This is a genomic window from Haematobacter sp., from assembly GCF_032102465.1.
In the GTDB taxonomy this organism is placed as follows: domain Bacteria; phylum Pseudomonadota; class Alphaproteobacteria; order Rhodobacterales; family Rhodobacteraceae; genus Haematobacter.
This window is the reverse complement of sequence record NZ_DAMDHB010000059.1, coordinates 1-14,249: the sequence shown is the minus strand read 5'-3', so window position 1 is coordinate 14,249 and position 14,249 is coordinate 1. Positions and strand designations below refer to the sequence as shown.

Genomic DNA, 14,249 nt, shown 5'->3' with positions numbered 1-14,249 from the left:
ACGGCGTCTCACCCAGATTGACGCGGAATCTCACCCTGATTGTCGCGCGGCACCTCGATGGGCGTGACGTGGCCGCACAGATGATCCGGAAAGGATTGTGAGACCGATACTGGTAACGGCAGTCCTGTCGGCTCCAGAGTGAGAGAGCGGGTGGTTTGCCCGTGACGGGTCCGGGCTGGGGGAGAGGCCTCCGGCGGCCCGTCGCGGAGTGACTGTCATGAACAAATTGCAGATTCTGGAACCCGCGCGACCGCCGCGCGGCGGCTATAAGGTGGATGTCAGCCGGGGTGAGCGCAACGGCCGGGTGTCATCCGAATGGTTCAACCGGCCCGATGATGAGCGCTATCTCTCGCTTGATGACCTCTGGGCCTCGGTCAAGGCTCGCTCGGAGCGCAGCACGTCGCGCATTGTCGAGACGGCGAAGATCCATGTCGAGGCCAGCCGCGACAATGCCGAGCGGCTGCAGTTGATCCTGCCGAAGGCGGATGCGCCGTTGGCGCCGACCCATTGGGCCTTTGGTCAGCTTGCCAGCCTGGTCGGGGCGCCGGCGTCGTATCTGCGCCAGCTGCCGGCCCCGCTGGCCGGGATCAATCTGCAGTATGGCCTCTCGGGTCACCGTGCCGAGCAGATCAAGACCTTCGAAACCGAAGACGGCAGGACTGAGCTACGCGCGGTGACCGGCCCAGATTATGGCCGGATCTATGATCATGAGCTGGTCGAGGCCGTGCAACGTATCGCGGGCAATGGCACCGGCGACACGCGGTGGAAGGTGCCGGGCACGCTCGACTGGTCGACCGGCGTCTATAATCCGGACGTCGACATCACCCGCGACACGACCACGCTCTATGCCTCGGATCGCGATGTGTTCCTCTTCCTCGTAGACGATCACAATCCCATCGAGGCGGGCAAGCTGCCCGATGGATCGCCGGATCTCTACTTCCGCGGCTTCTATTGCTGGAACTCGGAGGTCGGGGCCAAGACCCTTGGCATTGCCAGTTTCTATCTACGCGCCGTGTGCCAGAACCGGAACATCTGGGGTCAGGAAGAATTCCAGGAGATCACCATCCGCCACTCGAAATATGCTGCCTCGCGGTTCGCGCATGAGGCTGCACCGGCGCTGACCCGCTTTGCCAATTCCTCACCCTCGGGGTTCATCAACGGGATCAAGGCGGCCCGCCAGCAGATCGTGGCCCGGACCGACGAGGACCGTGTAACCTTCCTGCGCAAGCGCGGGTTCTCGAAGCTGGAGGCGGGCAAGATCATCGACAAGGTCCTGGTCGAGGAGGGGCACCCGCCCGAGAGCATCTTCGACTTTGTTCAGGGGATTACCCGCCTCGCGAGGGACAAGACCCAACAGGACACCCGGCTTGAGCTGGAGGGCAAGGCCAAGAAGCTGCTGGAGCGCGCGGGCTGACACCAGTCGCGCACCCATTCGTCACATCATCACGCGGCAGCCCTACTGCTGGTCCTCGGTTGCCGCGTCCCTTCCCATTCCCGGCCCAAGCGCTCGCGGCGTCATAGAAGCGGGCAGTGGGCTACTCATTCCGGGAGACCCCTGATGCAAACCTTTGACGAAAAAGTGGATACCGCTGTCTATGCCGCCTTCATGGCGCTCGGCCTTCCGGTTGCCACGAATATGGAGCTGGCGATCCGGCTCAACGACTTCATCTCCCAAGAATTCCAATTCGTCGTGTCAGATGATGACGACAACGGGGGCGCAACGCTTGCCGGCGGGGCCGGAGGGCGGGCCGATGACTGAGCAGGAGCAAACCGTCATCCTTGAGGCGCGTGAGATTCTTGCGCGCTATTTCAACCAAAACCCGCTGCTGACCTCCTGGCAGGCTGTGCTGGACTATTGTGCCATCGCGGTTCACCTGGTGTCCGCCCCGAGATGAACAAAGGCAATTAGTGCTCTGCTTTCAATTCTGCCCCTCGATAGAAGAGGAGCACGTCCGTCAATTTTCTCATGCTCCAATTCCAAGATCGAAAGCGTACCTGCAGCACGGGTCAAGAGTTTTTTGCCGCTTATTCGGCCCTATGAAATCGGCCTGTCAATGGCACGTCTTGAGCCATTCGGCGCTTTGGTTCAAAGAGTAGTATCTAAGCCCATTTATGGATCGATCCGTTGCCCGCACCCGCTTGCTTCGTTCTCGACGCGCTAACAGCGAGGCCGCAGATCTTAAGCTCCTTGATCGAGGCGAGCCTTGATGGTCTCCATTTGTTCGATCTCGCTCCTTTGAGCCTCAATGATTTCTTCGCAAAGAGCCAGTAATTCAGCGTCGCTTAAAGAAGCTTCCCGGCACATGAGGATCGCGCCCGAGTGGTGCGGGATCATCGAATCGATGAATTGTTCGTCATCGATCAGGGTTTGGGCGCGTGTGGCGGCGAACGAACCGACTGTCAAGACGACGAAGACGGCGTAGAGGGCGACATTGAGTCCTTTTCGCGGAAACATGCCGGGCATCGTTGCCAGCATGAAGATGCCCATCGGCGCCCACATCGTCACGGCCATGTAGAACATATTGAGATTGTTGTGGAAGTCGTGAAGCCCGTCGATCATCGAGAACATCACAACGTACATAACGACCAGGCCGAGCGCCATGTTGATCCAGAACATCAAATAGGGGCGGCCAGCGCTGTCGTTGGTGTGCTCGTGCTTGCTTGTGTGGGACGGATGAGTCATCTCGTGGCTCCTTTGTTTTCGCTTAATGTCCGAGGCCGATGCCCATGGGCTTGAGTAGCATCCAGATCGCCATGCCAACCATCATCAGGTTCTCCGTTAGCGAGACGAAGCCGAGCGGCACATTGCTGTCACCGCCGACACAAGCGCATTTGAGTTCGCGCTTGTCGATATAGACCGCCTTGAAGACCGATATGGCTCCAACGGTGCCGATGAACAGGGCGACGGGGATCGACAGCCACATGAGCGCGCCGGCCATCATCAGGACGCCCGCCAGCGCTTCGGCGAATGGATAGACGTAGGAATAGCGCACCCAACGTTGCGCCAGGAGGTCGTAGTTCAGGAACATGGTGGCGAATCCCTCCACGTCCTTGAGCTTTTGCAGGGCAAGCAGACACATCGAGATGGCGATGAACCATTCCGCCGCCTCGACGGTGAGAAGGTTCCCGAACGCGGCCCAACTTGCCGCTAGCGCCATTAGCGCAGCCATCGCGAACAGCGCGATCACCGGCGTATAGGTGGTGGCGTCCTTGTCCTTTACCTCCTTGCCGAAGAAGGCGAGAAGATCGTCGTATCCGCCGATGCGCTTGCCGCCGATGAAGGTCTGCGGTGTGGTATCGACGCCGTGCTTTTTCTTGAAAGCATCAACCTCGGCACGAGACGTCAGCTTGTGGTCCTCGACCTGGTAGCCCTCCCGTTGCAGAAGGTCCAGCGATTTGAGCCCCCAGGGACAAGTATGTTCGGTCATGACCATTCGATGGAGTTCGGCATGTTTCGCGGTGGCGGCAGCCATTGCGGTTTCCTCCAGATTCAAAGCTTGGCCTTGGCGAAGATCTCGACCAGCTCGTTGAACTTCTTGCGCTGCTCGGCGGCATCGCCGGACGCAATCGCGTCTTCGACGCAGCAGGCGGCGTGGGATTTCAGGATTTCGGTTTCAACGATGGCCAGCGCGGCCTTGATCGCGTGGATCTGATGCAGGATGTCGATGCAATAGCGGCCGTCCGTGACCATCTGGCCGACGCCGCGCACCTGACCTTCGATCCGACTGAGCCTCGAGCGGAGAGCTTTGGCATTCTTCTGATCCATGAGCTACCGATACCCTATATGGGTATATCAAACACTTCAGCGTGGGCTTGGTTCCCTTCGTTCGCCAGGAACTCTTCCATCGTTGTGATTCCCGAAACATCATCATCTTGAGTTTATTCGTGTCGGGTTGACCTTCCAACGGTTGGAACCCTCATCTTAGAGGGCCAAGCGAAGGAGATGGACATGAAGATCAACACCGGATGGTGGTTCCAAGTACAAAAGCCGAGCTACTGGAGGCGATTGCGACGACATTTGATCGCCTCACCATCGATCTCGCGAGGGGTTCAACTGACCGTGCAAGGGAGGCATCACTCGCGGGGCACGCGGCGGGGACAATGATGAGCCCAGCCGATTTGGTAGCTTATCTGATCGAGTGGAACGATTTGGTGCTCAAGTGGCTGGATCGTGACGACCGGGGCGAGCCGGTCGATTTTCCCGAGGCCGGGTTCAAATGGAATGAACTCGGTCTGCTGGCCCAGAAGTTCTACCGGGGATCATGAGGCTTTGGATTGGGTCAGTCTGTTGGCACGCCTGACCGAGGCCAAGACCCGGCTGGTAAACACGATTTCCGCACGGTCCGACGCCGAACTCTACGGCGGGCCCTGGTATGGGAAATGGACGAAGGGCCGGATGATCCAGTTCAATACGTCTTCTCCCTACGCCAATGCGCGAGTCCGGATTCGGAAGTGGCTCAAGGAGAAGGGCTGAGAGCGATAAAGCTCTCTGCTACAAGGGGAAACCTGTCCATGCAGCAGAGGCGCCTGGTCTGCCTGTGGCCTCACGCCTTCAGCGCGTCTTTCACGGCCTTGGCAGGCGTAAAGGCCAGTTTCTTTGAGGCAGCAATGGTCACGGTTGCGCCGGTGGCCGGGTTGCGGCCTTCGCGTTCGGCGGTTTCCTTGACCTTGAACTTGCCAAAACCGGGGATCGAGGTTTCTTCACCGGCAATGGCGGCGTCGGTCACGGCTTTGAAGACCGCCTCGACAGCGGATTTGGCCTGAGCCTTGGTCAGGCCATTCTCTTCCGCGACTTTGGCGGCGATATCGTTGATCGTGGTCATAGGGGTCGCTCCTGTTAGATCCCGATGACCATGTCAGCTTTGGTGCGCGACCGGAATCGTCAATTTTTGGTCGCGCGGCCGTTCAAGCCGTTTCCTGCTTCTTTACTGCTGGCGGGGCTTCGGCGTGCACTGCCGCAGACGGTGCGTATTCACGCATGCGGCCTATGGTCTGCTGGCATGCCTCATCTGAGGCTTGCAGCGGGGTGCTCGCCAGTTGCCGGAGTGCGCCGATAGCCGCCTCCTTCGATATCGGCTTTCCTGCCCCGAGGGCGATTGTTCCGATCGGCTCGTTCGTCTGCATGAACATTTCCAACCAGGGGCCAACATAATCCGTGCCATTGCCGAGCGGTGAAGCCGCCGTTGGCTCCAGTTCATAGACCATCACGCATTCATCGCTCTTACCGTCTACGGTCGCCTGATAGCTGCCGAATGGGCGGCGCTCCAACATCCAGGACAGCGCGATCATCGGTGCGTTTTCCAGCGCCGCCGGGAGCTCTTCGGCTCTGTTGATCTGCTGCGGCAGCAGATCGGTGTCGAGGCTCCGCCATTGGCTGGTGGTCCCGGAGTAATATGCAAGCAGATAGCGCATTGTCAGCATGCCCATATGTTCTTGTTGTCGCTGGCATATTCGCCCGACCAGGAAGTAGGGAGCGCGTCTTCTGCTCGCAAGGATCTGCGGTGGACCTTGGGCGGGATGCCGCCCAAGGGTATGTCGTCTTGCCTGCACGTACGGCATTAACGCCGTGACAGCAGCCTGCCGAGCCATCCGCTTTTGCCGGTGGCATTGCGCACCTTTGACCGGGGCGACCTGGCAAGAACTTCGCGCCCCGCATCGGTCAGTTGGTAACGCTTTGCGCTTATGACCCTGAAGAGCCCGCGATCCGTCAGGCGCTCGGCGATCTGCTCTGTCTCCGCGTTCTCCTCCGACCCGATCAGCGACAGGATTCCCTCAGGCTTACCCTCCGCGTCGCACAGGAGGTCGAGCCATGAAGATGGCAGGTCATCGTCGGACAACGCAGGGCTCCGGAGATGGAGACGCGTCGGGCGCCGGGTCGATTTGCATCGCAGGCATCCCTGTCCGACCTCAGCGGACGACCAGCACCGGGACCGGGCTGTGTGCCAGAACTTCGGCGGTCTGGCTGCCGAGCAACAGACGACCAAGGCCACGCCGGCCGTGCGAGGACATGCAGATCAGGCTGCAATCCCGCACTTTCGCCGTCTCGACAATCGCCTCGGCAGGTTGGGCATTGGGGATATGCAGAACCTCGGCGACTACACCGATCTTGTCCGCAGCTTCCTTCGCAGTTCTCAGGATGCCATCGGCCAGTTCCTTCTGGCTTTCCTCGAACCCGCCGCTGACCTCGATGGGCGCGACCCATGCCCCGCCCGCGGCCGCTGCATAGATCGGGAAGGCTTCCGTGACGGTGACGATGGTCACCTTCGCGCCGAGGGTCTTGGCCAGCGTCAAGCCGTGGTCGAGTCCCTTGGCGGCGGTTTCCGATCCATCGGTGGAAATCAGGATGTGATGATACATTACCATTCCTTTTGGCGGACAGGGAAGATCTGGCGCATGGCGGGATCGTCTCACTGTTGCACAGGCCAGACCTCCGGCCAAGGAAATCCCGGACAAATCAATGCCCGAGACAGTCATCATGCTCTCAGGCGTTACCGATCTGGCGGGCAGGAGAGGGAGAGAGGGGAGGGGCGTTCCATGACGGGTTGGTAGCCGGAGAGAGGGTCTCCCCGGCGCCCGTCCTCGGAGTATCTGACATGGCCACTGCCGTTCAGAAGATCACCCTGTCGTCCTCGCGCGACATTCCCTTCAACAAGCTGGTGCTGAGCCAGTCCAACGTCCGCCGCGTCAAGGCTGGCGTCTCGGTCGATGAACTGGCCGAGTCCATCGCGCGGCGCGGGCTGATCCAGTCCCTGCACGTACGCCCGGTTCTGGGCGAGGATGGCACCGAGACCGGAATGTTCGAGGTGCCCGCTGGCGGCCGCCGCTTCCGGGCGCTGGAGGTGCTGGTGAAACAGAAGCGCCTCGCCAAAACCGCCCCGGTCCCCTGCATCGTGTCCGACGCAACCGACGATGTGCTCATCGACGAGGTCTCGCTCGCCGAGAACATCGAACGCGCACCGCTGCATCCCGTCGATCAGTTCCGCGCTTTTCAGGCCATGCGCGAGAAGGGCATGACCGAAGAAGCCATTGCCGCCGCCTTTTTCGTCGATGCCAAGGTGGTGAGACAGCGTCTGCGACTGGTCTCGGTCGCGCCGGCACTGCTCGAGATCTATGCCGAGGATGGCATGACGCTGGAGCAGCTGATGGCCTTCACCATCTCCTCCGACCACGAACGCCAGGTTCAGGTCTGGGATGCGGTGAAGGACAGCTGGTCGAAGGAGCCCTACAACATCCGCCGCCTGCTGACCGAAACCACGGTGCGGGCCTCCGACAAGCGCGTCACCTTTGTCGGCATCGAGGCCTATGAGGCGGCGGGTGGCTATGTGCTGCGCGATCTCTTCCAGCAGGACGATGGCGGCTGGCTGCAGGATCCGGTTTTGCTCGACCGGCTGGTGAACGAGAAGCTGAAGGCCGAGGCTGAGACCATCGCCGCCGAGGGCTGGAAATGGATCGAGGTCGCGGTCAGCTTTCCCTACAGCCATGCCTATGGCATGCGGCAGCTGATCGGCACCACGGTCGATCTGACCGAGGATGAACGCACCACCCGCGAGGCGCTGCGCGACGAGTACGACCGGCTCGAGGCCGAGTATGCGCAGGTCGATGAATACCCGGATGAGGTCGATGCCCGGCTGGGCGAGATCGAGAAAATCCTCGGCGCCTTCGAGATGCGGCCCATGATCTATGATGCGGCGCAGATGGCGCGGGCCGGGGTCTTCGTCAGCCTCGATGTCGACGGCACGCTGCTGATCGAGCGCGGCTATGTCCGCGCCGAGGATGAAGCACCGCTGGAGCAGGAGCCCGAGATTGTCGATCCCGAAACCGGCGAGGTGCGGCAGCGCGCCGAACCGGAGGGCCATCATCAGCGCGCGGTGATTACCCTCGGGGGCGAGCCGGCCACTGCGCTCGAGGAGGAGGAGGACGAAGGCGAGGCGATCAAGCCGTTGCCTGAACGCTTGGTGATCGAACTGACGGCGCATCGGACCCTGGCTTTGCGCGATGCTGTCGCCAGCAATCCGAGCGTCGCGATGACGGCGCTCTTGCACCGGCTGGTGCTCGACTGCTTCGGCATCCGCAGTTCCGGGAATGCGCTTCAAGCCCGCGTCAGCGAAGTGCATCTGTCGGTGCAGGCTCCGGATCTTGGCGACTCGATCCCGGCGCAGAGCATCGACGAGCGGCACGCGGCATGGCGGGCGGATATCCCGCTCGATGATGGCGACGATCGGCTCTGGGACTGGCTGCACGCTCTCGACGAGGCCAGCCGTCAGGCGCTGCTGGCACATTGCCTCAGCTTCGGGGTCAACGCCCTCTATGAGCGTCCGAACCCCTATGGCGGCAATGGCATCAGCCAGCATGGACTGGACCGGCGCATGCATGAGGCGGATCGTCTCGCGCGCGTGACCGGTCTCGACCTTGTTGAGACGGGCTGGAAGCCGACGGTCGCCAATTACCTTGGCCGCGTGACCAAGGCGCGCATTCTCGAGGCCGTGCGGGAAGGTGTGGGCGAAAGCGCTGCACAGCTGATCGACCATCTGAAGAAGGGCGAGATGGCGACGGAAGCCGAGCGGCTGCTGGCAGGTAGCGGCTGGTTGCCGGAGCCGCTGCGGATGGAGGCTCAGGATGCCATCGCAGATGCAGCGGATGCAGGTGGCGCCGAAGCGGAAACCTTGCCTGACTTCCTCACGGGCGACGGTGAGGACGATGAGCCCGTCGAAGACGAGGAGCAGGTGCCGGCGCAGAGCATCGCTGCAGAATGACCATTCACGAGGGCGGCAGTGGTCGCCCTCGCCACGATCCGCTCAAATCGGCCCGGTCCTTGTGACCGGGCCTTTCTTTTTTGCTTACGCCATTCGGTTATGAGGCATAGGGCGCTACCCCAACTGGGCTAAAAAATGCCGGTGCAGAAGCGCATATCCCCGGTTGGCGACGCAACGCTATGTGTCGAAATCGGTGATGACCGGCTTCGTCAACGCTTTGGCTATCCTGATCTTTCTGGCGCAGCTGCCGGAGCTGGATCCAACAAAAGTGCCGATGCTGACCTATCCACTGGTCGCGCTTGGCCTTGTCATCATCTACCTGTTTCCGCGCCTGACCACCGCCATTCCGTCCCCGCTTGTCACCATCATCGTGCTGACGGCGCTGGTGCTGGCGCTGGATCTTGATGTGCGCAACGTCGGCGATATGGGCGCGCTGCCCGACACATTGCCGGTTTTCCTGCTGCCCGATGTGCCGCTGAACCTTGAGACGCTGGGGATCATCGTCCCCTATGCGCTGGCGGTGGCCGTGGTCGGCCTTCTGGAAAGCCTGATGACCGCCAATCTGATTGACGAGATCACCGACACGAAATCCGACCGCAATCAGGAATGCATCGGTCAGGGGCTGGCGAATTTCGGCACCGGTTTCATCGGCGGCATGGCCGGTTGCGCGATGATCGGGCAGAGCATGATCAATGTGAAATCCGGCGGGCGCGGGAGGCTCTCGTGCGGTTTTGCCGGGGTGATGCTGCTGATTTTCTGTGTCAGCCTCGGCGATTGGGTCAGCCTGATCCCGATGCCTGCGCTGGTGGCGATCATGGTTATGGTGTCGATCGGGACGTTCTCCTGGGCCTCGCTCGGGAACCTGCGAACCCATCCCCGGTCAAGCTCGGTGGTGATGCTGGCCACGGTGGCGGTGGTGATCTGGACCCACAACCTCGCCATTGGCGTGGGGGTGGGCGTGCTGCTCTCTGGCCTCTTCTTCGCGGCCAAGATTGCGCAGCTTTTCCGGGTGACCTCCAGCGAAGACGGCGATACCCGCACCTACCGCGTCGAGGGGCAGTTGTTCTACGGCTCGGTCGAAGATTTCAGCGCCGCCTTCGATTACCGCGACCTACCCGCGCGGGTGGTGATTGACGTGACCCATGCGCATATCTGGGACATCTCGTCGGTGCAGGCACTGGAGGCGGCCGTCGCAAAGTTCCGCGCCGCCGGGGCGCAGGTCGAGGTCATCGGCATGAACACGGCCTCGGCCACGATTGTCGACCGGCTGGGGCAAAAGGACAGGGAAAGCGCGGGCGATATGCTCGCCCCGCAGTGAGGGAGGTGCATCATGTCTGACGAGATACGGATGTCCGAGGCAGAGATCCTCGCGCTGGCGCAGGACTTTCTGGTATCTCACGGGGTGTCGCAGCTGCAGGCGGCGGCCATGGCCGGGTTCCTGACGCGCGCGCAGCGTGACGGATGCCTGTCCCACGGTTTGCAACGACTGCCCGGAACGCGCGACACGATGGCCCATCCGGCATTCAACTTGGGGGCGGTTCCGGTGGTAACGCAGGTGACCCCGGCGGTTTTGCGCGTCGATGAGCGTTTCGGCTTCTCGGCCCTTGCGGCGCAGGCCGGCCTTCCCGCGCTGATCACCAGTGCGCGCAGTCTGGGCATCGCATTCCTGGCGGTCAACAACGGCTTTAACGCGACCGCGCTCTGGCCGTTGGTCGAGGAGATCGCGGCACAGGGTCTGGCTGCGATGTCGATGAACCCGACCCATGACTGGGTGGCCCCTGCGGGCGGCACGCGGCCAGTTCTGGGCACCAATCCACTGGCCTTCGCCTGGCCGCGGACCGGCGGCAAGGCCCCCTATGTGTTCGACTTTGCCACGACGGCCGCCGCGCGCGCAGATATCGCGATGCATCGGCAAATGGGCAGATCCATCCCCGAAGGCTGGGGACTGGATGCCGGGGGCCGGCCCACTACAGATCCGGCAGAGGTTCTGGCCGGGGCGATGCTGCCCTTCGGCGGACACAAAGGATCGGCGCTGGCCACGATGATTGAATTGCTGGCGGGCCCGCTGATTGGCGGCCGCACCAGTCGGGCCTCGGCGGCCTTTGATCAGGGGCACAACGCTGCACCCTGCCATGGCGAGCTGATCATTGCCTTCAATCCCGTTCTGCTGGCGGGGGACAAGGAGCAGGCCGAGGCAGAGCAGATGCTTGACGCGATTTCGGATCAGGGTGCCCGGCTGCCAGGCAGCCGCCGACATGCCACTCGGCAGCGGAACCTGCGCGATGGAATCCCTGTCAGCAGGGCATTGCTGGATCGCATCCGTGACATGATGCCGGGCTGACATTTCCCGCCTCGCCGGGCATGGGTATGATTGACCATGCGCCAGCCGACCCTGGCGCAGGCAATTGGCCCATCAGATAGACACGCGCGCCGAAACATCAAGCAAAGGCGCAAGCGGGATGCGGAGCGAAACGATCTTGCTTGGCGCCGGGGACGAAGAACTGGGCGCTTGCCAGCCCTGGATGCCGATGCGGTCGAGGCATGTTCGCGCCAAAGCCTCAACATCATCCGCTGGCTATGGGGGACAGGCAGAACAACGCCCCGCCGCAACTGTGGCGGGACGTTGCGCGCATATCAGCCTTTTTGCGGGGCGAAGGGTGCCCGATATTGCGATTGGCGCTCCAGCATCCAGCCCGGATACTCGGGTGGCAGTTTTGTCACGCTGTCGAGCGCGGCCAGATCCTCGGCGGTCAGCACCACCTCGGTCGAGCGGATATTGTCCTGCAACTGGTCGATCCGCTTGGCGCCGACGATCACGCTGGTCACCACCGGCTGGTGCAAGAGCCAGGCGAGGGCGACCTGTGCCACGGTGCAGCCTTTGGCCGATGCGATCCCGCGCATCACCGCAATGGCGGCATCGCCGCGCGCCAGATCCACGGGCGGGAAGTTGAAGCTCGCTCTCCGGCCGTCATTGGCGGTAGTGCCGCCGCTGTAATTACCCGACAGGAAGCCCCCGGCCAGCGGGCTCCAGACCATGAGCCCGAGGCCTTCGGCGCGCAGCATCGGCGCGATCTCGCGCTCCAGATCGCGGCCTACCAGAGTGTAATAGGCCTGAAGTGACAGGATCGGTGCCAGCTTCCGCGCCTCGGCGATGCCGATGGCCCTGACGATCTGCCAGGCCGCCCAGTTCGACAGGCCGATGTAGCGCACATGGCCTTGCCGCACGAGCGTGTCGAGCGCCTCCAACGTCTCGGCAATCGGTGTCACCGCGTCGAAGCCGTGGATCTGGTAGAGGTCGATATGGTCCATCTGCAAGCGCGAAAGGCTGGCCCTTGCTTGCGCCATGATGTGCGCGCGAGAGGCGCCTCGGGCGTTCAGGCCTTCGCCCATCGGACCCAGAACCTTGGTCGCGATCACCACATCGTCGCGGGGGATGCCGAGGTTGCGGATGGCCTGGCCGAGGATCCGCTCGCTCTCGCCGCCAGCGTAGACATTGGCGGTGTCGATGAAATTGATGCCGGCGTCAAAGGCCGCTCTGACCAGTGTGTCGGCCTCATCCTGCTGCAATTGGCCGATCTGGCCCCACATGCCGTCCGATCCGCCGAAGGTCATGGTGCCGAGGCAGAGTTCCGAGACCAGAAGGCCGCTCGGGCCGAGAGTGCGATACCGCATGGGCAGTTCCTTTCGCAGTGTGGGGCAGGGCCGGGAGCAGCGCTGCCGGTGCAGGGTGAAGATAGCGCTGTCCCATGCGGACCGGCGACGCGGATCCTCGCATATTCTTGCACGATCCTCTCATTCGGGTGGAATTCGGGATGCGTGCTGCCATGCTGCCGACTACATTGCAGGGCATGGAAACCAACGACCTCTTGCCGCTCAAGGACCTGATTGACCGCCAATGGCGCGCGCATGGCCGGGAAACCCCGGTCGATGGCCTGCTGCTGACCTCGGTCACGGCACCGACCGGCCCAATCCACGCTGTCTACCGCCCCTCGCTGTGCGTTGTGGTGCAGGGCGCCAAGACCAGCATGCTCGGCGATCGGGCCTATCGCTATGGTGAGGGGAAATGCCTGATCGCGTCGATGGATGTGCCGATCCGGGCCGAGATCACCCGTGCGACGCCGGAGCGCCCCTATCTGGCCTTCAGTCTCGCGCTGGACCCTGCGACGATCTCTGACCTTTTGCTGGAGCTGGGGAAGACGGAAGAGGCGCCCGCGGGCGCTGCGCTGGCGGTCCATGCCTTCGATCCGGAGCTGATCGATCCGCTCTGCCGATTGCTGCGTCTCTGCGCCCGGCCGCGTGACATTGAAATTCTTGCGCCGATGATCCGGCGCGAGATCACCTGGCTCCTGCTGAACGGGCTGATGGGACCGGCGCTGCGTCAGATCGGGCTGGCTGGCAGTCATATGGCGCGGATCGGTCGGGCCATTGCCTGCATCCGTGAGGGCTTTGCGGATCAGTTGAACGTGCGGGACCTTGCCGATATCGCGGGGATGAGCCCCGCCACATTCCACCGCCACTTCAAAGCCGTGACGGCGATGACGCCGGTGCAATACCAAAAGCAGTTGCGCCTGCAGGAGGCGCGTCGCCTGCTGTTGGCCGACGGCGCCGATGTTGCGCGGATCGGCTATGCCATCGGTTACGAAAGCCCGTCGCAGTTCAGCCGCGAGTATCGCCGCCTGTTCGGATCGCCGCCGGGACGGGATGGTCAGGAGATCCGACGAAGCCTCACTGCGCAGGTAGAGGCGTGAGAGATGTAAGGGGGTGCGGCACAACGGCAGTGCAACCGCCTCGGCCCCCGGCGAGTATCTAATCGCCATCTTTCTGATCGGCACTTTTCGTCAAAGCCGATTATGTCCATCGATCTGCAGCAACCGATCGAGAGCCGAGGCGCTCATCTTGACCTGTCATGCGGTTGGCTGTGGCCGCTTGCGCGCTGGCGAGGCCAAATGCCCCGGCCTTTTGATCCTGGACATTGGTTGGCGTTTTCCTCCGGTAGTTATGGGCGTGTATTGATCAGCCTTTCTCTCTTTCCGGCCTCTTTGATTGCGGGGTTCGCAGATCCGGGGCACGCTCTGATCGGGCTTCCAGCCCTGTCCCTCTTCCCGGTCGAGCGCGTGGTCGGCAGGTGACCGACCAGCGGGCCGGCCGGTATCCGATCTGGTGCGGGGCCTAGCGCGTGGCGGCAGGTCGGCGGGGAAGGGTGCGCACTCGCCTGTTCACAGTTGGGGTGATCATCGCCGGTGGTTGCCTGTCGGATCTTCCTGCCGGTTCCTTCAGGATCGCCGCGGTCTCCTGTCTCTCTGGGAGTGACGGGACCGCTCGCATGCGTCCTCTGTGATGGGCTGATCTGGCCGAAGACCAGCGCGCGGGCGCGCTTCGACGTCTCGGCGCAACAGCGTCGTTGACCTTTCTTCCCCTGGGCTTCGCCCATTCCTCGCGAGGCATATGTGGACACCCCCTTCGTCAAGTCTTTCCTCAATGCGTGTCGAATCCGGT

16 protein-coding genes and 1 pseudogene are annotated in these 14,249 nt (G+C 62.4%); 9 read left to right on the top strand and 8 right to left on the bottom strand.

The genetic code is table 11. The features are described from left to right. Positions 1 to 217 precede the first annotated feature (217 nt). From RT513_RS19860 to RT513_RS19850, 3 genes are all read left to right on the top strand, one after another. Positions 218 to 1,414, top strand: a complete 1,197-nt coding sequence (locus tag RT513_RS19860) for a hypothetical protein (RefSeq protein WP_035715137.1) — start codon at positions 218 to 220, stop codon at positions 1,412 to 1,414. 144 nt (positions 1,415 to 1,558) lie between these two features. Next, positions 1,559 to 1,759, top strand: coding sequence for a hypothetical protein (locus RT513_RS19855; protein WP_035715135.1), 201 nt, complete (start codon positions 1,559 to 1,561; stop codon positions 1,757 to 1,759). Further along, the gene (locus RT513_RS19850; RefSeq protein WP_156969594.1) at positions 1,752 to 1,895 is read left to right on the top strand and encodes a hypothetical protein; all 144 of its coding nucleotides are present in this window, start codon (positions 1,752 to 1,754) and stop codon (positions 1,893 to 1,895) included. Before RT513_RS19855 ends, RT513_RS19850 begins: the two co-directional genes overlap by 8 nt. Positions 1,896 to 2,179: 284 nt before the next feature. Here the strand turns inward: RT513_RS19850 and RT513_RS19845 are convergent, their stop codons facing one another. From RT513_RS19845 to RT513_RS19835, 3 genes are read right to left on the bottom strand one after another with little or no spacing between them, the layout of a single operon-like run. Continuing rightward, positions 2,180 to 2,683, bottom strand: coding sequence for a DUF305 domain-containing protein (locus tag RT513_RS19845; protein ID WP_035715132.1), 504 nt, complete (start codon positions 2,681 to 2,683; stop codon positions 2,180 to 2,182). Positions 2,684 to 2,705: 22 nt separating this feature from the next. Then, positions 2,706 to 3,473 (bottom strand): glutaredoxin family protein, encoded by a 768-nt coding sequence (locus RT513_RS19840; protein ID WP_035715129.1) that lies wholly within the window; start codon positions 3,471 to 3,473, stop codon positions 2,706 to 2,708. Positions 3,474 to 3,490: 17 nt separating this feature from the next. Next, positions 3,491 to 3,766: a metal-sensitive transcriptional regulator gene (locus RT513_RS19835; RefSeq protein WP_035715126.1), complete on the bottom strand. Its 276-nt coding sequence runs from the start codon at positions 3,764 to 3,766 to the stop codon at positions 3,491 to 3,493. A 200-nt stretch (positions 3,767 to 3,966) separates the two neighbouring features. Between RT513_RS19835 and RT513_RS19830 the strand changes: the two genes are divergently transcribed. Next, positions 3,967 to 4,266, top strand: coding sequence for a ClbS/DfsB family four-helix bundle protein (locus RT513_RS19830; protein ID WP_276946786.1), 300 nt, complete (start codon positions 3,967 to 3,969; stop codon positions 4,264 to 4,266). 22 nt (positions 4,267 to 4,288) lie between these two features. Next, positions 4,289 to 4,474, top strand: coding sequence for a ClbS/DfsB family four-helix bundle protein (locus RT513_RS19825; protein WP_276946787.1), 186 nt, complete (start codon positions 4,289 to 4,291; stop codon positions 4,472 to 4,474). 70 nt (positions 4,475 to 4,544) lie between these two features. Here RT513_RS19825 and RT513_RS19820 read toward each other — a convergent pair whose 3' ends face one another. The 4 genes from RT513_RS19820 to RT513_RS19805 form a co-directional block, all read right to left on the bottom strand. Continuing rightward, on the bottom strand, positions 4,545 to 4,823 hold the full coding sequence (locus tag RT513_RS19820; protein ID WP_020952657.1) for an HU family DNA-binding protein: 279 nt from the start codon (positions 4,821 to 4,823) through the stop codon (positions 4,545 to 4,547). An 82-nt stretch (positions 4,824 to 4,905) separates the two neighbouring features. Next, positions 4,906 to 5,427, bottom strand: coding sequence for a hypothetical protein (locus RT513_RS19815; RefSeq protein ID WP_035715123.1), 522 nt, complete (start codon positions 5,425 to 5,427; stop codon positions 4,906 to 4,908). A 131-nt stretch (positions 5,428 to 5,558) separates the two neighbouring features. Beyond that, positions 5,559 to 5,837: a hypothetical protein gene (locus RT513_RS19810; protein ID WP_035715120.1), complete on the bottom strand. Its 279-nt coding sequence runs from the start codon at positions 5,835 to 5,837 to the stop codon at positions 5,559 to 5,561. A 70-nt stretch (positions 5,838 to 5,907) separates the two neighbouring features. Continuing rightward, positions 5,908 to 6,357, bottom strand: coding sequence for a universal stress protein (locus tag RT513_RS19805; RefSeq protein WP_035715118.1), 450 nt, complete (start codon positions 6,355 to 6,357; stop codon positions 5,908 to 5,910). 236 nt (positions 6,358 to 6,593) lie between these two features. On the opposite strand from RT513_RS19805, the gene RT513_RS19800 reads away from it, so the two are divergent. The 3 genes and pseudogenes from RT513_RS19800 to RT513_RS19790 all read left to right on the top strand — a co-directional run bounded on the left by RT513_RS19800 (position 6,594) and on the right by RT513_RS19790 (position 11,094). After that, a complete protein-coding gene (locus RT513_RS19800; RefSeq protein ID WP_035715115.1) occupies positions 6,594 to 8,753 on the top strand; it encodes a ParB/RepB/Spo0J family partition protein in 2,160 nt (719 codons plus the stop codon). Positions 8,754 to 8,928: 175 nt separating this feature from the next. After that, positions 8,929 to 10,071 (top strand): annotated as a pseudogene (locus RT513_RS19795) (SulP family inorganic anion transporter); the annotation flags it as partial. Between the two features lie 12 nt (positions 10,072 to 10,083). Beyond that, on the top strand, positions 10,084 to 11,094 hold the full coding sequence (locus RT513_RS19790) for an Ldh family oxidoreductase (RefSeq protein WP_035715113.1): 1,011 nt from the start codon (positions 10,084 to 10,086) through the stop codon (positions 11,092 to 11,094). A 293-nt stretch (positions 11,095 to 11,387) separates the two neighbouring features. Here RT513_RS19790 and RT513_RS19785 read toward each other — a convergent pair whose 3' ends face one another. Beyond that, entirely contained in the window at positions 11,388 to 12,425 is a 1,038-nt protein-coding gene (locus tag RT513_RS19785) for an aldo/keto reductase (RefSeq protein ID WP_035715112.1), read from the bottom strand. A 176-nt stretch (positions 12,426 to 12,601) separates the two neighbouring features. Here RT513_RS19785 and RT513_RS19780 point away from each other — a divergent pair, with 176 nt between their 5' ends. After that, on the top strand, positions 12,602 to 13,501 hold the full coding sequence (locus RT513_RS19780; protein ID WP_035715154.1) for an AraC family transcriptional regulator: 900 nt from the start codon (positions 12,602 to 12,604) through the stop codon (positions 13,499 to 13,501). Positions 13,502 to 14,249 lie beyond the last annotated feature (748 nt).